Source organism: Pseudoalteromonas sp. NZS100, from assembly GCF_015864815.1.
Lineage (GTDB): Bacteria > Pseudomonadota > Gammaproteobacteria > Enterobacterales > Alteromonadaceae > Pseudoalteromonas > Pseudoalteromonas distincta.
The window spans coordinates 114,322-132,213 of record NZ_JADYWM010000005.1 but is presented as its reverse complement, the minus strand read 5'-3'; the positions used below and the strand labels follow the sequence as shown (position 1 = coordinate 132,213).

Here is a 17,892-nt window from a genome sequence, read left to right as displayed (position 1 = left end):
CTAGTCGTCCACCTCAGGGCGTGTTGTTAGATTTCGTTTTAACCTATATGTAAATCTTATCGCAATATAGACAATACTCATATTCCGTGAAGTTAAACTCAAAGTCATTTTTAAAAATTGCATAATTTTGAGGAGTTATGTCAAAACTATGATTTCCAGTATGTTCATCAGAAAAACCTAAACCTTGCTTTATTTTTTCCCGAGTCATAGTTTTAAGGAGTGTTTCTTCTTCAACTAAGCAATCTCCATCTTCGTCGGTACGACAAGTTTGGATATAAAAGTCACAACGTTTCATATCGTAAAGTGGTTCAAGTAGCTCAACAAACAATCCCGTTTCACTAATTTTTTTAATCGTGCTCTCATTTAAATTAATACAACAAATATACATGTAGTAGTCCCAACCAAACCTAAGACTAAATTGTTCATTAATCTCTAATCTGCACCACAGAAAACCTCGTAAAATCATCTTGATTACAATTTTAAGATCATCTATTTCGAGTTTCTTGTCTTCAAAGAGATCAATAACCTTAAACTCTTCGCTAACTAACCACTGATTATCCTTATCCGAAAGGTTATCTTGTACAAACCTAGACTCAAGGTCTACTACTCGAAGGTGCTTAATGTGTTTGGACTGGAGGCATTCTATAACAGCATTTATATATTTTTCTTCAACTTCAAAGTATTCCGATGCTTTAAACTCAACACCGTTAAATGATTTCCCGACTTCTGATGGACACGTCCATTCATCAACTTTGTAATGACCATCGGAATTTCTATTTTTAGGATCGTATTTTGTAATTCTGAAATTCAACATTGCAAAGTTTACCGATGGTGGATTTGATGAAAGAAATATAACTTTTAAATAAGGGGCGCATACATGTGGGGCATAATGGCGAAGCCGCCCTGCGTGTATGCGTCCCAGCGAACGAAGTGAGTGACTTGATTTTTTTGTTATGTCTCATTGGTAAAAAACTTCCTTGAACAGGCTTGGAGCACAAAAGTCTTTTAAGCTGACTACTACAAAGTGCTTTCTCACAAGTCCTGCATCTATTTCATACCACGCCATAGCTCGGTTATCTTCTTCATACAAATCTAAGGGGAAAATGAAGGTTGGTTCCTCAATGCTGTCTGATACCAGCCATACTGAATAAGAACTTTGACCTTCAATACTTTCTGGTAATTTTATAGTTACAGAGAAGTTCGAATCTCTAAGGGTTGTATCAATAGTAACTTTTTCACCATGTTTGAAATTAAATTGCTCGCGCATTTCATCGGTGACTATGCAAGATGAGGCAAGACAGCCAAAATTGGCTAATAGAAGTAGTAAAAAAGTTAACCGCATTTATCAACTCCTTCTGAGACATAACAACTTTGTATCCGACATTTGTCGCTTTATAAACCGACAAATGTCCAAATATTACAAAGATTCTAATTTAACCAGCTAATAAGGACTTGTAAACAACTAGTTAGCCGATATTTAAGTTTCCTTGATGTAGAAATACCCCAAAATGGTAGAGATCAGTAATATCGGACAAAAAAGTAATGAGCCATAAAATAGGTGTAAGCGATATTATTAATAAGATAACTTAAATTTTTCTCTAAGCTTTTGCCTTTAACCTAAAAAAAAAGCCGCTGTTTATTACAAACAGCGGCTTTCGTATTAAGATTTACAAGCTTAAAACTTGCTTAACTTAAACTTGATTTTTATTGTTTACCAATCACTTCAAGTCCACCCATGTATGGGCGTAATACTTCTGGTACTACTACTGAACCATCGGCTTGTTGGTAGTTTTCTAGTATTGCTACTAGTGTACGGCCAACGGCTAAGCCTGAACCATTTAGTGTATGTAGTAACTCTGGCTTTTTAACACCTTCACGGCGAAAACGTGCTTGCATTCTACGCGCCTGAAAGTCAGCCATGTTTGAACATGATGAAATTTCGCGGTACGTGTCTTGCGCAGGTAACCATACTTCTAAATCGTATGTTTTAGCTGAACCAAAGCCCATGTCGCCCATACATAAAATTACTTTACGGTACGGAAGTTCAAGCGCTTGTAGTATTTGCTCTGCGTGACCTGTTAACTCTTCAAGCGTTGCCATTGAGTCTTCTGGTTTTACAAGTTGTACAAGTTCAACTTTATCAAACTGGTGCTGACGAATTAAGCCACGTGTATCGCGACCATAGCTGCCTGCTTCACTTCTGAAACACGGAGTGTGGGCAACTAAGCGAATTGGTAAATCGCTTTCATCGTAAATTTCGTCGCGGGCGCTGTTTGTAAGTGGTACTTCAGCTGTAGGAATTAAGCTAAAGCCGGCTTGTTGTTCGCCATCGTCATTTACAAGACCTAATGTGTGGAATAAATCGCCCGCAAATTTAGGTAGTTGGCTGGTGCCATAAAGGCTTGCGCTATTTACTAAGTACGGTACATACATTTCTGTATAGCCGTTTTTATCAGCATGTGTATCTAGCATAAATTGCGTTAGTGCACGGTGCATACGCGCTACTTGGCCGCGCATTACGGTAAAGCGTGCACCACTAATTTTAACGCCCATTTCAAAGTCTAAACCGTTTAGGTCTTGGCCTACATCTACGTGGTCTTTAACCTCAAAATCGAATTTTTTAGGTGTGCCCCACGTTAAAATTTCAACGTTGTCGTCTTCGTCTTTACCTGCAGGTACTGACTCGTCTGGCAAGTTAGGAATTGCTAAAGCAATGTCGTTAATCGCGGCTAATACTTCATCTTGCTCAGTTTTAGCGGCGTCTAGCTCACTGCCTAAGTTAGCCACTGCATCAAGTAGTGGCTGTGCGTCTTCGCCTTTAGCTTTGGCTTGACCAATTGCTTTTGCGCTTGCATTACGTTGACTTTGAAGTTCTTGCGTTTTTACTTGTAATGTTTTGCGTTTTTCTTCAAGTGCCGTTACCGTCGCTACATCGAGTTCGTAACCGCGCGCAGCTAAACGTGCTGCAGTTTGTTCGATGTCTTGACGTAAAAATTTAGAATCTAACATGTTAGTTTTTTAACCTTTTTGCATTACTAGCTGAAGGCCCAGCCAAGCCATAAAAATACACACCATCACGTTTAAGATGATATTGAGGGCCATTTTAATAAAGTGACCTTGTTGTAATAACAACAACGAGTCCATTGAGAATGTTGAAAAGGTGGTTAATGCACCTAAAAAGCCAATACCGATAAGGGTTTTAGCGGGGCTTGCGGTGATAATTTCTTTATCTATCAAACCGTACAAAATGCCCATTAACAATGAACCCAGAATATTAACCGTCAACGTGCCAAAAGGGAATCCCCTACCGAGGAGTTTTAGCATGCTTTCGCTAATAAAAAACCGTAAACACGCACCTGAGGCTCCGCCAAGGGCGATCATCATATAAAGTTTAATCATTTTCGTATCGTCTAAGTGGGCTTTGCGCATCGCGCTCTTTTAGGTAATCGAGTTTTTGTTTAATTTTTTGCTCAAGTCCGCGCTCGCTCGGTAAGTAATATTCTTTGCCGTCCATTTCTGGTGGTAAGTATTTTTCACCTGCGGCAAATGCGCCTTCTTCATTGTGCGCATAACGGTACTCAGCGCCATACCCTATGTCTTTCATTAAGTTAGTTGGCGCATTACGTAAATGCTCTGGCACTGGGTAACTTGGCTCGTTTTGAGCGTCTGCTTTGGCTTGATTAAACGCCATATACACCGCATTACTTTTAGGTGCGCTGGCTAAATATAGAGTGGCTTGTGCAATTGCACGCTCGCCCTCGCTTGGGCCAACACGTTGAAATATATCCCACGCATTTAAGGCTACTTCCATTGCGCGCGGATCGGCGTTACCAATGTCTTCTGTAGCTATGGCAAGTAAACGCCTTGCAACATACAAAGGGTCGCCGCCACCGGCTAAAATTCGGCAATACCAATACAGTGCACCGTCGGGGGAGCTACCTCGTACTGATTTATGAAAGGCCGATATTAAATCGTAAAACTCATCGCCGCCTTTATCGTATTTAGCTAAATGCGTGGGTAGCACTTGGCTAAGTACGTGCTCATCTACGTTGTATTGACCGTTTTTCTCGGTTGTTAAGTCAACTGCTTGTTCAAGTAAATTAAGTACTTTACGAGCATCGCCGCCACTTGCTTGGCACAGTGCCTTTTTAGCGTTGTCGGCAATAGTGATGTGTTTTTGGCTTAGCTGCTCGTCTTGTTTAAGTGCGCGCTCTATTACGGTGTATAAGTCGGTATCGGCAAGCGATTTTAAAACATACACGCGCGCACGCGACAATATAGCGTTGTTAAGAGCAAACGATGGGTTTTCGGTGGTTGCACCTACAAATATAAAGGTGCCGTCTTCTATGTGCGGTAAAAACGCATCTTGCTGAGACTTATTAAAGCGGTGAACCTCGTCAACAAACATAAGGGTGCGTTGGCCACGGCTTTCTAGGTTGTCCCGCGCTTGCGTTACGCTGTCGCGTATATCTTTTACGCCTGCAGTTACCGCAGACATTTGAATAAGTGAGGCATCAGCATGGTTGGCAATTATTTGCGCAAGTGTTGTTTTACCAACACCAGGCGGGCCCCATAAAATCAAACTATGGCAGCGACCTGCGACAATGGCTTGATGCAGTGGTTTATCACCGCTTAATAAGTGCTGCTGACCAATGTATTCATCAAGCGTTGTAGGGCGCATACGCGCGGCAAGTGGGCGTACATCGGGCCCAAAATTAAAACCTAAATTACTCACCGTTACTCTGATCGTCTATTTCAACACCCTCAGGAGGCGTAAATTCAAAAGTACTTTGATCAAGCGGTGTATTAACTTGGGCATTGTTAAACGTAAATGACGATAGCTGCCCTGAGTTGTCGGTAACCACTAGTTTAGCAAGCCCTTGCTCGTTACCCGCAAATGCTATATCAAGTTGTTCTACTTGGCTTTCTACGCCTTTATTTGGCGTTACGCTAAAGCCTGTACTTGTTGCAAGTACGCTGTATTTTTCCCACTGTGCTGGGTCTTTTGATGTCAGTAGCACAAATGGTGTTGAGTCGATTAGGCTGCTGGTTTTCATAATTGTTACTTGCTCAGCAAAGCTGTCGAAGTAATAGGTTTTATCACCGTTTGATACAAATAACGTATCGTCTGGATTAGTTTGCTGCCAGCGAATCATCATAGGCTGTTGAAGCGCTATTGTGCCCTCGCCTTGCATAACTGCTTGGCCTTCTTTATCTGTTACTTGTTGTGCAAACTGCGCTTTAAAGCTTTTTAAAGTGGCAAGTCTGTCTTGTAATGCTTGGCTGTCGTCAGCAAAGCTTGGTGCGGCAAGTACGCTGCCTAACACTAATAATAAGGCGTTAACTTTTTTCATGAATTTGCTCCATTAGGTACTAATACATCGCGAGCGCCGTTATGACCAGGTGAACTCACGATACCCGATGTTTCCATTTGTTCTACTAAACGTGCTGCGCGGTTGTAGCCAACACGTAATTTACGTTGCACTGACGATACAGATACTTTGCCGGTTTCAATTACAAACGACACAGCTTCGTCGTATAACGGATCAGATTCTTCATCTGCATTTTCGCTAGCTTCACCCGGTAATAAAATATCTTCAGTGGCATCGCCATTGAGTATTTCGTCAATGTAATTTGGTTTAGCACGTGCTTTCCAATCGTTAACTACGGCGTGTACTTCATGGTCGTCTACAAACGCGCCATGCACACGCTCTGGTACGCTAGTGCCTGGCGGTAAATAAAGCATGTCGCCCATACCTAGTAAGTTTTCAGCGCCTTGTTGGTCTAGTATTGTCCGTGAATCTATTTTGCTTGATACCTGAAACGCCATACGTGTTGGGATATTAGCTTTAATTAAGCCGGTAATTACATCAACCGATGGGCGCTGCGTAGCAAGCACTAAGTGAATGCCTGCCGCACGTGCCTTTTGGGCTATACGTGCAATAAGTTCTTCTACTTTTTTACCTACAATCATCATCATGTCGGCAAATTCGTCTATTACTACAACAATACTTGGTAATTTACCTAGCTCGTCGGGGCCTTCTTTCATGCCATCGGTGTCTTTAAATAATGGATCAAGAATTGGGTAACCCGCTTCATTGGCTTCAAGCACTTTTTGGTTGTAACCTTTTAAGTTACGCACACCCAATGCTGACATTAATTTATAACGACGTTCCATTTCGCCTACACACCAACGCAGTGCGTTGGCAGCTTCTTTCATATCGGTAACTACTTCACACAATAAATGCGGAATGCCTTCGTATACTGAAAGCTCAAGCATTTTAGGGTCAATCATGATCATACGTACATCGTCAGGACCCGATTTGTAAAGCAAGCTTACTATCATGACATTAACGCCCACTGATTTACCTGAACCAGTTGTACCAGCGACGAGTAAGTGTGGCATTTTACCTAAATCAGCACATACCGGCTGACCAGCAATGTCTTTACCAAGCACCATGGTAAGTGGCGACGGATTTTGCTCAAATTTAGGGGCGTTTATAACTTCTGATAAACGAACTATTTCACGGTGTTTATTTGGAAGCTCAATACCAACATAGGTTTTACCTGGTATAACTTCTACAACACGTACACTAATTGCCGAAAGCGAACGGGCCAAATCTTTAGCTAAACCTGTAATTTTAGAAACTTTTATACCTGGCGCTAAATCTAGCTCAAAACGCGTAACAACGGGGCCTGGGTATACCGCTACTACGGTTGCTTGTACGTTAAAGTCGAGAAGTTTTGTCTCTACTAGGCGCGATACGCTATCAAGCTCTTCTTGCGAAATTGGGTTTTTAGCTTTATCCGGTCTGTCGAGTAAATCGAGCGATGGTAATGGCCCTGGTGGTGGCTCTTGCGTTAATAATTGCTCAAACTTTTCTTTTGCCGTTGGTGGTGGTTGATATTGCGCTTTTGGTTTAGGCATTGGTCTTGCTGGCGATACCACCGTTGTAACTGGTTTTTCAGGCTCCACAACTGGGCTTTGATCAAGCGCATTTAATGCAGCAGCCGTGTCCATTGGTTCGTCATCTATTGCGCTAAAGCCAATTTCTTGATCGAGTATATCGTCAAGTTCATCAAACGGCATAAAGTCATCACTAATTTGTGGTTCACTAAATGGTGTTTGAGGCTTATCTATTGCTTTTTGTTTATCTGCTTTTTTAGCTGATGTAGGCAGCTCTATTTGCTCTTTTATATCGTCTTCAAAATGGGCGTCTGCTTCATCGTTATTATTTACTTTACCTGCAGTGTGTTCTCGGTGCATCCAGCCTTTTGCATACGAGACAACATAGCGATAAAGCCTAACCATTAAATCGCCAAGGTAATCTACAAAATCAACCCACGATACTCCCGTCAACAAGGTAAGCCCTGCAAAAAAGAAACACAGCAATAATATAGATGTACCGGTAAAGTTAAACGCAGGCATCATGGCTGATGCAATAACATCGCCCACTACTCCACCCGATGAAAAATTATAAATATCGTCGAAATTAATACTACTAATAGCGGTAGCTGAGGTAATAAATAAAGCAAAACCAATAACACGCAGCGCTAAGGTGGTGTAATCAAGCTGTAAAATGCGGTGAGGTTGTTTAAATAGCAAGTAGCCAAATAGCTGAATGGCCGCAGGCACTAAGTAAGCCAACCAACCAAAGGTGAGTAATAAAATGTCGGCTATCCATGCACCGGCTGCTCCTGTGATGTTGCTTACTTCGCTAAAACTAGTTTGCGACCATGCAGCATCTGCTGGATCAAAGCTGATCAAGGCACATAAAATAAATATTGCCGTAAAGGTACTGATAATCAGCCCTGTTTCTAATAGTCTTTGCACACCATTTAGGCGCATAGTTCCCTATTCCTCTTTATTATTCTATTTTTATTCACACTTACTTAGCAGTGAAATACCTTAGCAGGAAATGCAATTTGTTGCACTTTATCTTAACCTTGATGGCCTGATTATGAACAAGTTTTTATAATTTGAGCTTACTATAAGCAAATGACGCAGTTAATATAAATAACCTTAAGTAATATAAGGACGAATAATTACGCCTTCTTCACCTTTTACTTCTTCCATTACTACATAAGTTCGGCTTTCACTTACGTTAGGCAATTTTAATAATATGTCGCCTAATACGCCACGGTATTCTGACATATCATTTACGCGCGTTTTAAGTAAAAAATCAAAATTACCCGATACTAAATGACATTCAATAATTTCTTCGTGCTTTTTAACCGCAGCACTAAACTCATCAAATACGTCGGGAGATGTTTTAGTAATCGTCACTTCTACATACACCGATAAACCTTGCCCAAGCTTAGCGGGATCGACCACCGCTTTATAGCCAAGTATGTAACCTTCTCGTTCTAGCTTTTTTACTCGCTCCAAGCAGGGCGTGGCGCTTAGGCCAACTCGTCTGGCCAGTTCTACGTTCGACAAGCGTCCATCGTGTTGTAATTCCATTAAAATTTTACGGTCAATTCTATCTAATAATTGATGCATAGTACCAACTAGTTTTTTATGCTGTTTATTTTTATTATCTAGATGATAACACTAGATTTGACTTTAAAAAAGGTGAGACACACGGGCTTATGATGAATATAATAGTGGAAAATGTTAATCCGTTCTTAATAAGGCAAATGATATGATTATTGGTGTTCCTAAAGAAATTAAAAACCATGAATACCGTGTAGGTATGGTTCCTGCAAGTGTTCGTGAATTAGTAAACCACGGTCACCAAGTGATTGTAGAAACTGATGCAGGCATGGGCATTGGTTTTACTAACGAAGATTACACACAAGCGGGTGCTGAAATTTTAGCAACTGCAGCTGATGTTTTTGCAAAAGCAGACATGATTGTAAAAGTAAAAGAGCCGCAAGCTGTTGAACGTGCAATGCTACGTGAAGACCAAATTCTTTTCACTTACTTACACCTTGCACCTGATCTTCCACAAACTGAAGACCTTGTAAAAAGCAAAGCTATTTGTATTGCATACGAAACTGTAACTGACTCACGCGGTGGTTTACCGCTTCTTGCTCCTATGAGCGAAGTTGCTGGTCGTATGTCTATTCAAGCTGGTGCACAAGCGCTAGAAAAATCTAACCACGGTCGTGGCATGCTACTAGGTGGCGTACCTGGCGTTGAAGCTGCTAAAGTTGTTATCATTGGCGGCGGCATGGTTGGTCGTAGCGCAGCGCAAATGGCTGTTGGTCTTGGTGCTGAAGTTGTCGTTCTTGATCGTAACATCGACGTATTACGTGCTCTAGACGCGCAATTTGGTAATAAAGTTAAAGCTATTTACTCAACTGCTGATGCACTAGAAAAACACGTACTAGAAGCTGATTTAGTAATCGGTGGTGTACTGATCCCTGGTGCAGCTGCACCTAAACTAGTAACAGCTGAGCACATTAAAGCAATGAAACCTGGTTCTGCAATTGTTGATGTTGCAATCGACCAAGGTGGCTGTATTGCTACTTCTAAAGCAACGACGCATGCTGATCCAACTTTCATCGTTGATGAAGTTGTTCACTACTGTGTTGCTAACATGCCAGGTGCTGTTCCACGCACATCTACGTTTGCACTTAACAATGCAACATTGCCTTTCATCATTAACCTTGCAAACAAAGGTTATAAAAAGGCGCTACTAGATGACGCTCACTTCTTAAAAGGCTTAAACGTAATTAAAGGCCAAGTAACTTACAAAGAAGTAGCTGAAGCGTTCAACATGGAATATGTTGACCCACGCACAGCGGTAGAAAACGCATAATTTAGCGTTTCGTAGTTAGGTTGGTATTAAATAATATAGTAACTTAACTACAACCCATAAAAAAAGCAGCTAATTAGCTGCTTTTTTTATGTCTGATTTAAAGTAAATTTATATGAAACGCTTAATTATAAAATCTACTTTTACGCGCTTAGCTTGGCCAAGTAGTTTTTTAACTGGCTGCGGGTAATCATCCATTGTTTCTAAATCATCTGGGCCTGTTAAACGGCGGCAGTGTTGTAAAATTTCCTGCTTTTCGTTATCAATAGCATCCATAATTGTTTGCTCTGGATCTTCTATTAAAATACCGTTTTCGATATCAAGACCCCATGCACGCGGATTTAAGTTATGCCCACTCAGTAAATGTTTTGTTCTATCTGAGCAAATACCTTTTAAATGAAATGAATTACTTTCATCTTTCCACAGATACACATTTAAATTACCGTTATCGATGTGGCGTTTTTGCGTTTTTACAAACTTATGCAAAATAGTTTCGTATAAATAAGGCAACGCCCCTATTTTACTAAACGGCTCGCTTGGCGGTAAATAAAAGTCATTGGCTGTTTTATCCCCTACCACAATCGTAACTTGCTTGCCTTGCTTTAATAATCGGCGCAGTGATCGCATAAGTGGCGCCGGAAAATTAAAGTATGGCGTATACAACACAAGCTCTTGCTCTGTGGTATCAAATAACGCTTTTATTAAACGATTTAATTCGTTATTACGACGACCAAGCCCTAAAAACAAACGAATACCTAATGCTTGCGTATTTAATTGCTCTGCTGCGTTGTAACTTGCGACTTTTAAGTCACGCATTAATTGCTTTTGATCAAGTTTGAAGTCGTGTAAACGCTTAAGCGGTCGTGTGTCTATGCGTGGCACAGCATCGGAGCTAATTAGCTTTGTCTCAATAAAATCAACCACTGAGTCACACAGCTCGCTCCGCGTTATTAAAAAGTAACGATCGAGTCTGTAACGCTCGTTATACTGCAAATACACGTTGTTTAAGCTTGCGCCGCTGTAAAGTAAGGTATCGTCAATGACAAAACCCTTTAAATGTAATACGCCAAATAATTCTTTAGCTTTTACAGGTACGCCATAAACTTGTACGTTCGATTTAAACTTTTCTAAATCGTCACAGTATAAACTTGCGTTACCATCAGACTTCTCTGCACCAATTAAACCACGTTGCGCACGATGAAAATCCACCAGCACTTTTACATCAAGCGCAGGGTTCTCTAATGATACTCGATGCAGGGCTTCTAAAATCTCGCGGCCTGCTTCGTCATCCTGTAAATAAAGCGCTGTGATATAAATTCGTTTTTTTGCATTAGCTATCAAACGTAGCAATTGCGTTCGGTAATCTTGCGCATTGGTTAAGACGTTAACGTCTTTTGAAGTCAACCCGAATGCGGGTTTTTCCTGCCAAAATAACATAGTTGCCTATTCGCTTAGGTCACATAATCTATCAGTGACAAATAAAATTAGGTAAAACATAACAAAAAAAATCAAAGGGGTCATGAATTAACGCTGTTTTGTTGCCTGTTAGTCTATTTATTGAGCTACTTGGGTGTTTTAACTGTAAAAGTACTGAGCTCTAGTACACAATACTGCACAGCTTTTCGATTTGCGAAAAAAAATAATCGCGGATTTTGTTTACATCCGCCTTGATTTTCTTAGAATCGAGCGCATTAAAGACCGTATTAAACGTTTAGGAAAAAATAATGACTGAAGCAAAACATTGTAAGCTACTAATTTTAGGCTCTGGCCCAGCTGGTTATACTGCCGCAGTATATGCAGCACGTGCAAATTTAAACCCTGTTTTAATTACAGGCATTCAACAAGGTGGTCAATTAACAACCACAACTGAAGTTGAAAACTGGCCTGGTGATGCACACGGCTTAACGGGCCCTGCATTAATGGATCGTATGAAAGAGCACGCTGAGCGCTTTGAAACTGAAATCATATTCGATCACATCAATAAAGTAGATGTATCTAAGCGCCCTTTCACACTAACTGGCGACCAAGGTACTTACACATGTGATGCGTTAATCATTGCAACAGGTGCTTCTGCTAAATACTTAGGCTTAGAGTCTGAAACTAATTTCCAAGGCCGTGGCGTTTCAGCCTGTGCTACATGTGATGGCTTTTTCTATAAAGGTCAGAAAGTAGCGGTTGTTGGTGGTGGTAATACAGCGGTTGAAGAAGCGCTATACTTATCTAACATTGCTGACGAAGTACATGTTATTCACCGTCGTGATAGTTTCCGTAGTGAAAAAATACTTGCAGACCGCCTTGCTGAAAAAGCAGCTAACGGTAACGTTGTTTTACATTACAACCGTACGCTTGACGAAGTATTAGGCGACCAAATGGGCGTAACTGGCATTCGTATTAAAGATGCACACTCTGATGCAACACAAGAGCTAGATTTAGCCGGTGTATTTATTGCTATTGGTCATAAGCCAAATACAGATATGTTTGTTGGTCAACTAGAAATGAAAGACGGCTACTTAGTTGTAGAGTCTGGATTGAATGGTAACGCAACTCAAACAAGTGTAGAGGGCGTTTTTGCTGCAGGTGATGTGTCTGACCACATTTACCGTCAAGCAATCACATCAGCGGGTACAGGCTGTATGGCTGCCCTTGATGCAGAGCGTTTCTTAGATAATTTATAAGCAATTAAATAAATTATAATAGGGCTGATTATTCAGCCCTTTTTTTATGTCTAAAATATAGTTACACTTTTACGATCAATTATAAAATAAGTACTGTATGAGAAATCAGCTATACCAATTAAGTGAAACCGATATAGCATTCCCCAATCCGGAATACGCATTAGAATCCCCTGATGGCTTGTTAGCAATTGGCGGAGATTTAAGTTTACCTCGCCTTAGTAATGCCTACAAAAGCGGAATATTCCCTTGGTTTAGCGAAGATGAGCCTATTATGTGGTGGTCGCCAAGCGAGCGCGGGATTTTTGAACTGGATGATTTCCATATAAGTAAGAGCCTGCGTAAACATTTAAAAAAACACCCTGTAAAAGTAACCATTAATAATGCCTTTGAAGAAGTGATAGAAGCCTGTCGCGATCAACGCCTTGATACCGATGGCACTTGGATCACCTCTGACATGCTCAACGCTTACGTTAATGCACACAATGCTGGCATTGCCCATAGCTTAGAAGTGTGGAGCAACGGAGAGCTTGCAGGTGGATTATACGGTATTATGCAAAATGGTGTTTTTTGTGGTGAATCAATGTTTCATCATCAAACCAATTGCTCAAAGCTTGCTATGTGGGCACTGGTAAATTGGCTTAAACGTCATAATGCGCATTTTATTGATTGCCAGTTAGAAAACCCTTATTTAATGACCTTAGGTGCACAAGTAATCCCCCGCTCAACATTTTTGACTAAACTAAAAGCTGCACATAACTATATTATTAATCCTATTATGTGGGAGCCACAAGAACTTGACGCAATCTATGAATGAGCAACTTCCTGCACGTGTTGGTTTAACCCAAGAGTTTGACTGTAGTTATTTACCCAACAGACAAGAGCAACTATTAGTTATTCTAGATCCTAGTTGCTACAGCACAGACAAATTTGAGTCATTATTAGGCTTAGGATTTCGTCGCAGTGGTAACCAAATATACCGTCCACACTGCCCAATATGCAGTGCATGTAATTCTGTACGTGTATTAGCACAAGACTTTATCCCTTCAAAATCGCAAAAACGTAAACTAAACAAAGCAAAAAACCAGTTTGAGGTAAAATATTCAACGCAAGAACGCCCTGAGTATTATCCGCTCTATAGTAAATACATAACGATGCGCCATCAGGATGGAAGTATGTATCCTCCTGAAAAAGAACAGTTTCAAAGCTTTTTACTTTGCAGTTGGCTCAAAATCACATTTATTGAACTATGGCACCAAGATACTTTAGCCGCAGTTGCCGTAACTGATTGTATGAACAGCTCTATTTCTGCAATTTATACTTTTTTTGACCCCGACTTTGAACACTATAGTTTAGGCTCTGTGATGATATTAGAGCAGCTTAAATTTGCAAAAGAGCAAAATAAGCAATACGTGTACTTAGGCTATCAAATTGATGAATGCGATAAAATGAAGTACAAAACTCAGTTTTTACCAGCTCAAAAACAGCTCAATGATGAGTGGGTGGCTATTTAATTTGCAAATATAGCCCCTGCGCCTTTACTTATTGGTGTATTTTGGGCAAAATCTGCAGCGTTTAACTATTAAAGAGGTGTTACGCTAAACATGGCGAAAGAAGACGTAATCGAAATGCAAGGGACAGTCCTTGATACTTTACCAAATACAATGTTCCGAGTTGAGCTAGAAAATGGTCACGTAGTTGTGGCTCACATTTCAGGCAAAATGCGCAAAAACTATATCCGTATTTTAACCGGCGATAAAGTAACGGTAGAAATGACTCCTTACGATTTATCAAAGGGTCGTATCGTATTCCGTGCTCGCTAAGTAAGTGCGTAAACGAGATTTAGTTTTTGGCTAGTGTTTTACTAGCTTTAAGCGTTTATTAAATGTAATTGATAGACATTGACTAGCAATTACATTTAATAAACAAAAAACCCAGTTTTTACTGGGTTTTTTGTTGCCTATAAAAATGGCAAAAAAATGACCCGCTATTATTTAGCGGGCCATTTTTATTTAACTTAGTTGTGCAATTAACGTTTTACGCTGGCGTTAAATTGCTCTCGTAATCAAAGCGAATCTTCTTGTCTTTAACCGATACTTTAACTGTACCGCCATCAACAAGTTCACCAAACAGTATTTCATTAGCTAATTGCTTTTTAAGCTCTTCTTGAATAACACGTGCCATTGGTCGTGCACCCATAGCCTTGTCATAACCTTTATCTGCGAGCCATTCACGCGCTTTAGGCGTAAGCTCAAGATTAACCGATTTTTTATCAAGCTGAGCTTGCAGTTCCACAATAAATTTATCAACCACCAGTAAAATAACTTCACGTTCAAGGTGATTAAACCAAATAATGTTATCTAAACGGTTTCTAAATTCTGGCGAAAATACTTTATTAATTTCGCCCATTGCATCATGCGTGTGATCTTGCTCTGTAAAACCAATCGACTTACGTGTGGTTTCTTGTACGCCCGCATTGGTAGTCATTACAACCACTACATTTCTAAAATCAGCTTTACGACCGTTATTATCGGTTAACGTACCGTGATCCATAACTTGTAGTAAAATATTGTAAATATCTGGATGCGCTTTTTCAATCTCATCTAAAAGTACAACCGCATGTGGGTTTTTAATAACCGCCTCGGTTAATAACCCGCCTTGCTCAAAACCAACATATCCTGGTGGAGCACCAATTAATCGGCTGATTGCGTGGCGCTCTACATACTCAGACATATCAAAACGAATAAACTCAACACCCATACATTTAGCAAGTTGCTTAGTTACTTCTGTTTTACCAACACCTGTTGGGCCTGCAAACAAGAACGAACCCACTGGTTTTTCTTCGCTTGATAAACCCGAGCGAGATAAACGAATAGCCGATGTAAGCGCATCAATAGATTGATCTTGTCCAAACACAAGCATTTTAAGATTACGGTCTAGATTTTTAAGCGTCTCTTTATCTGTTGAAGACACATTTTGTGGTGGAATACGAGCCATCTTCGATATTATTAGCTCTATATCAGACACACCAATGGTTTTTTTACGTTTAGAACTAGGCTGTAAACGTTGGTTAGCGCCCGCTTCATCAATTACATCAATTGCTTTATCTGGCAAGTGGCGCTCATTAATGTATTTAGCACTAAGTTCAGCAGCTGCTTTTAATGCTTTTTGAGTATAGCGAATACCATGGTGCTCTTCGTAACGCTCTTTTAATCCATTTAAAATTTTAGTGGTATCGGCAACACTTGGTTCAAGTACGTCAATTTTTTGAAAACGGCGTACTAATGCACGGTCTTTCTCAAAAATATTTTTATACTCATTGTAAGTGGTTGAACCCATACAACGTAACTTACCACTTGAAAGAAGTGGTTTAAGTAAGTTTGAAGCGTCCATAACGCCACCAGACGCTGCGCCAGCACCTATTATGGTATGTATTTCATCAATAAATAAAATAGACCCAGGTTGTGCCTGAAGCTCTTTTAATAAGCTTTTAAAGCGCTTTTCAAAATCGCCACGATATTTAGTACCTGCAAGCAATGCCCCCATATCTAGTGAGTACACAACTGCATCTGCAATTACTTCTGGTACTTGCTCGTTCACAATACGGTACGCTAAACCTTCAGCAATGGCTGTTTTACCAACGCCCGCTTCACCAACAAGTAATGGGTTATTCTTTTTACGACGACACAATACTTGTACCGTACGCTCTACTTCGCTGTCGCGCCCAATCAGTGGGTCAATATTACCTTCACGAGCCTGAGCGTTTAAGTTAGTTGTAAAGCTGTCTAGCTTACTTGCTTCTTCGCTTTGAACTTCTTGCACTTCTTCATGTATATCATCGCTGTCATCGCCTAGTTCATCATCAGCTTTTGAAATGCCGTGCGAAATAAAGTTAACAATATCTAAGCGCGATACATCATGCTTTTTAAGTAAATAAACAGCTTGGCTCTCTTGCTCAGAAAAAATAGCGACCAGTACATTGACACCCGTCACTTCGTTTTTTCCTGACGATTGCACATGAAACACAGCACGTTGTAATACACGCTGAAAACCAAGCGTTGGCTGAGTTTCACGCTCTTCTTCTAAATCTGGGATGACAGGTGTTGTTTCGTCAATAAATTCTAATAATTCGGTTTTTAAGCCTGAAAGATTAACACCACACGCGTTTAAGGCTTCTCCTGCAGAAGGATTATCTAATAGCGCAAGTAAAAGGTGCTCTACGGTCATAAACTCATGACGGCGAGTGCGCGCTTCACGAAACGCGGCATTTAAAGTGAGTTCTAAGTCTTTGTTTAGCATTGGCAACCCCTTACTGAGATAATAATTTATACCACAACAATCGGATGTTTGATCACCCTAATTGGTATTTATACCAATTGTATTAAATTGGTATTATTCCTGCTCACAACTACAAAGCAGTGGATGCTCGTTATCCCGTGAGTAACGGTTAACTTGTTCAACTTTGGTGTAGGCAACATCGGCGCTGTAAACACCGCAAATACCCTTACCTTTTTCATGAACCTGAAGCATCACATCGGTTGCTCTATCGCTATCCATATTAAAAAACGTCGTTAAAACTTCAATTACGAAGTCCATCGGCGTGTAGTCGTCGTTATTTAAAACAACTTTATATTTTCGCGGCGGCTGTAGCTTTTGCTTTTCACTGTCGCGAACTGTGTCGATAACACCTGAATCTTTCATACCACTCATAATTAAATATAGTCTTGTCTTTGTAACTCAAGCAAACTTGAATAAAAAATAAATAAAATGTTAAAAAATAACTCAAAACACTTGACTGGTTGGCTAAATAAACTACAGTCAAACATAGATTGATTAAACCTTAGTCAGTCTAGCAAATTATACGGTTTAGAATAACTAAATTAGTCAACTTATTGAAGGATGTAGAAGTATGGCTTGTGGTAAAGTTAAATGGTTCAACAACGCCAAAGGTTTTGGTTTCATCGTAGAAGACGGCTGCGAGAATGATATCTTCGCTCATTACTCAACAATTGTAATGGACGGCTATAAAACGCTTAAAGCTGGTCAAGATGTAACATTCGAATTAGAACAAGGGCCTAAAGGCCTACACGCTAAAAATATTGCCCCAGATGGTGACATTATTGAGTGACGATTGTTTTGTTCGACTAAAGCGAGCGACCTTTTAAGATCCTCGCTTAATTCCTTAAGCATACTAACTTATCTCTTCTTCCCTTATTTATTGCCTCTTTTCATTCAAATTCAACCCTTTTCCTTGAATTTATTTTATATACCCCAATGTTCTAAGAGTTGATTGTTTAACTGCTTATTGGGCATGCTCAAACTCTAGCCCTTTTTATTTAAGCTTGTTACACTCTTGGTGCTAAAAATTGCGCATAACACCTTATCGCCTCTTTTATATGTACTAGGCTAAAGGCTGATTTATTTTTGTTAATTTTTTAGCTATAAATACGATTCCA

Annotated in this window: 17 protein-coding genes; 6 read left to right on the top strand and 11 right to left on the bottom strand. The window is 40.1% G+C overall.

The window, feature by feature from the left end:
* Positions 1-43: 43 nt before the first annotated feature.
* The 8 genes from I6E69_RS07050 to lrp form a co-directional block, all read right to left on the bottom strand.
* The gene (locus I6E69_RS07050; protein WP_139048249.1) at positions 44-814 is read right to left on the bottom strand and encodes a hypothetical protein; all 771 of its coding nucleotides are present in this window, start codon (positions 812-814) and stop codon (positions 44-46) included.
* A 144-nt stretch (positions 815-958) separates the two neighbouring features.
* Positions 959-1,342, bottom strand: a complete 384-nt coding sequence (locus I6E69_RS07045; protein ID WP_197120911.1) for a hypothetical protein — start codon at positions 1,340-1,342, stop codon at positions 959-961.
* A gap of 362 nt (positions 1,343-1,704) precedes the next feature.
* Complete coding sequence (gene serS, locus I6E69_RS07040) at positions 1,705-3,009, bottom strand: serine--tRNA ligase (protein WP_008133608.1); 1,305 nt, start codon at positions 3,007-3,009, stop codon at positions 1,705-1,707.
* A gap of 9 nt (positions 3,010-3,018) precedes the next feature.
* Positions 3,019-3,399 (bottom strand): fluoride efflux transporter CrcB, encoded by a 381-nt coding sequence (crcB, locus tag I6E69_RS07035; protein WP_021032117.1) that lies wholly within the window; start codon positions 3,397-3,399, stop codon positions 3,019-3,021.
* The gene (locus tag I6E69_RS07030; protein ID WP_197120910.1) at positions 3,392-4,735 is read right to left on the bottom strand and encodes a replication-associated recombination protein A; all 1,344 of its coding nucleotides are present in this window, start codon (positions 4,733-4,735) and stop codon (positions 3,392-3,394) included. Before I6E69_RS07030 ends, crcB begins: the two co-directional genes overlap by 8 nt.
* Positions 4,728-5,354, bottom strand: coding sequence for an outer membrane lipoprotein chaperone LolA (gene lolA / locus I6E69_RS07025; protein ID WP_138489158.1), 627 nt, complete (start codon positions 5,352-5,354; stop codon positions 4,728-4,730). The genes I6E69_RS07030 and lolA overlap by 8 nt, the downstream gene beginning before the upstream one ends.
* Positions 5,351-7,849: a DNA translocase FtsK gene (locus I6E69_RS07020; protein ID WP_024595504.1), complete on the bottom strand. Its 2,499-nt coding sequence runs from the start codon at positions 7,847-7,849 to the stop codon at positions 5,351-5,353. The genes lolA and I6E69_RS07020 overlap by 4 nt, the downstream gene beginning before the upstream one ends.
* Before the next feature lie 174 nt (positions 7,850-8,023).
* The gene (gene lrp, locus I6E69_RS07015) at positions 8,024-8,503 is read right to left on the bottom strand and encodes a leucine-responsive transcriptional regulator Lrp (RefSeq protein ID WP_007582985.1); all 480 of its coding nucleotides are present in this window, start codon (positions 8,501-8,503) and stop codon (positions 8,024-8,026) included.
* Between the two features lie 142 nt (positions 8,504-8,645).
* Between lrp and ald the strand changes: the two genes are divergently transcribed.
* Positions 8,646-9,767, top strand: a complete 1,122-nt coding sequence (ald, locus tag I6E69_RS07010) for an alanine dehydrogenase (protein ID WP_039489605.1) — start codon at positions 8,646-8,648, stop codon at positions 9,765-9,767.
* Positions 9,768-9,875: 108 nt separating this feature from the next.
* On the opposite strand, the gene pssA is transcribed toward ald, so the two are convergent.
* Positions 9,876-11,201: a CDP-diacylglycerol--serine O-phosphatidyltransferase gene (gene pssA / locus I6E69_RS07005; protein ID WP_197120909.1), complete on the bottom strand. Its 1,326-nt coding sequence runs from the start codon at positions 11,199-11,201 to the stop codon at positions 9,876-9,878.
* Positions 11,202-11,488: 287 nt separating this feature from the next.
* Between pssA and trxB the strand changes: the two genes are divergently transcribed.
* From trxB to infA, 4 genes are all read left to right on the top strand, one after another.
* Entirely contained in the window at positions 11,489-12,439 is a 951-nt protein-coding gene (trxB, locus tag I6E69_RS07000) for a thioredoxin-disulfide reductase (RefSeq protein WP_002962484.1), read from the top strand.
* 97 nt (positions 12,440-12,536) lie between these two features.
* Positions 12,537-13,253, top strand: a complete 717-nt coding sequence (aat, locus tag I6E69_RS06995) for a leucyl/phenylalanyl-tRNA--protein transferase (protein WP_024595507.1) — start codon at positions 12,537-12,539, stop codon at positions 13,251-13,253.
* Positions 13,246-13,950: an arginyltransferase gene (locus I6E69_RS06990; RefSeq protein ID WP_024606094.1), complete on the top strand. Its 705-nt coding sequence runs from the start codon at positions 13,246-13,248 to the stop codon at positions 13,948-13,950. The genes aat and I6E69_RS06990 overlap by 8 nt, the downstream gene beginning before the upstream one ends.
* 90 nt (positions 13,951-14,040) lie before the next feature.
* A complete protein-coding gene (infA, locus tag I6E69_RS06985; RefSeq protein ID WP_002962494.1) occupies positions 14,041-14,259 on the top strand; it encodes a translation initiation factor IF-1 in 219 nt (72 codons plus the stop codon).
* A 214-nt stretch (positions 14,260-14,473) separates the two neighbouring features.
* On the opposite strand, the gene clpA is transcribed toward infA, so the two are convergent.
* A complete protein-coding gene (gene clpA / locus I6E69_RS06980) occupies positions 14,474-16,735 on the bottom strand; it encodes an ATP-dependent Clp protease ATP-binding subunit ClpA (RefSeq protein ID WP_197120908.1) in 2,262 nt (753 codons plus the stop codon).
* Positions 16,736-16,828: 93 nt separating this feature from the next.
* The gene (gene clpS / locus I6E69_RS06975; RefSeq protein ID WP_021032429.1) at positions 16,829-17,137 is read right to left on the bottom strand and encodes an ATP-dependent Clp protease adapter ClpS; all 309 of its coding nucleotides are present in this window, start codon (positions 17,135-17,137) and stop codon (positions 16,829-16,831) included.
* 208 nt (positions 17,138-17,345) lie between these two features.
* On the opposite strand from clpS, the gene cspD reads away from it, so the two are divergent.
* On the top strand, positions 17,346-17,564 hold the full coding sequence (gene cspD, locus I6E69_RS06970) for a cold shock domain-containing protein CspD (RefSeq protein ID WP_002962500.1): 219 nt from the start codon (positions 17,346-17,348) through the stop codon (positions 17,562-17,564).
* The last annotated feature ends 328 nt before the right edge of the window (positions 17,565-17,892 follow it).

Coding starts and splice junctions, on each gene's coding strand:
- I6E69_RS07050 (WP_139048249.1), bottom strand. CDS start 814: ATGTTGAATTTCAGAATTACAAAATACGATCCTAAAAATAGAAATTCC.
- I6E69_RS07045 (WP_197120911.1), bottom strand. CDS start 1,342: ATGCGGTTAACTTTTTTACTACTTCTATTAGCCAATTTTGGCTGTCTT.
- serS (WP_008133608.1), bottom strand. CDS start 3,009: ATGTTAGATTCTAAATTTTTACGTCAAGACATCGAACAAACTGCAGCA.
- crcB (WP_021032117.1), bottom strand. CDS start 3,399: ATGATTAAACTTTATATGATGATCGCCCTTGGCGGAGCCTCAGGTGCG.
- lolA (WP_138489158.1), bottom strand. CDS start 5,354: ATGAAAAAAGTTAACGCCTTATTATTAGTGTTAGGCAGCGTACTTGCC.
- I6E69_RS07020 (WP_024595504.1), bottom strand. CDS start 7,849: ATGCGCCTAAATGGTGTGCAAAGACTATTAGAAACAGGGCTGATTATC.
- lrp (WP_007582985.1), bottom strand. CDS start 8,503: ATGCATCAATTATTAGATAGAATTGACCGTAAAATTTTAATGGAATTA.
- ald (WP_039489605.1), top strand. CDS start 8,646: ATGATTATTGGTGTTCCTAAAGAAATTAAAAACCATGAATACCGTGTA.
- pssA (WP_197120909.1), bottom strand. CDS start 11,201: ATGTTATTTTGGCAGGAAAAACCCGCATTCGGGTTGACTTCAAAAGAC.
- trxB (WP_002962484.1), top strand. CDS start 11,489: ATGACTGAAGCAAAACATTGTAAGCTACTAATTTTAGGCTCTGGCCCA.
- aat (WP_024595507.1), top strand. CDS start 12,537: ATGAGAAATCAGCTATACCAATTAAGTGAAACCGATATAGCATTCCCC.
- I6E69_RS06990 (WP_024606094.1), top strand. CDS start 13,246: ATGAATGAGCAACTTCCTGCACGTGTTGGTTTAACCCAAGAGTTTGAC.
- infA (WP_002962494.1), top strand. CDS start 14,041: ATGGCGAAAGAAGACGTAATCGAAATGCAAGGGACAGTCCTTGATACT.
- clpA (WP_197120908.1), bottom strand. CDS start 16,735: ATGCTAAACAAAGACTTAGAACTCACTTTAAATGCCGCGTTTCGTGAA.
- clpS (WP_021032429.1), bottom strand. CDS start 17,137: ATGAAAGATTCAGGTGTTATCGACACAGTTCGCGACAGTGAAAAGCAA.
- cspD (WP_002962500.1), top strand. CDS start 17,346: ATGGCTTGTGGTAAAGTTAAATGGTTCAACAACGCCAAAGGTTTTGGT.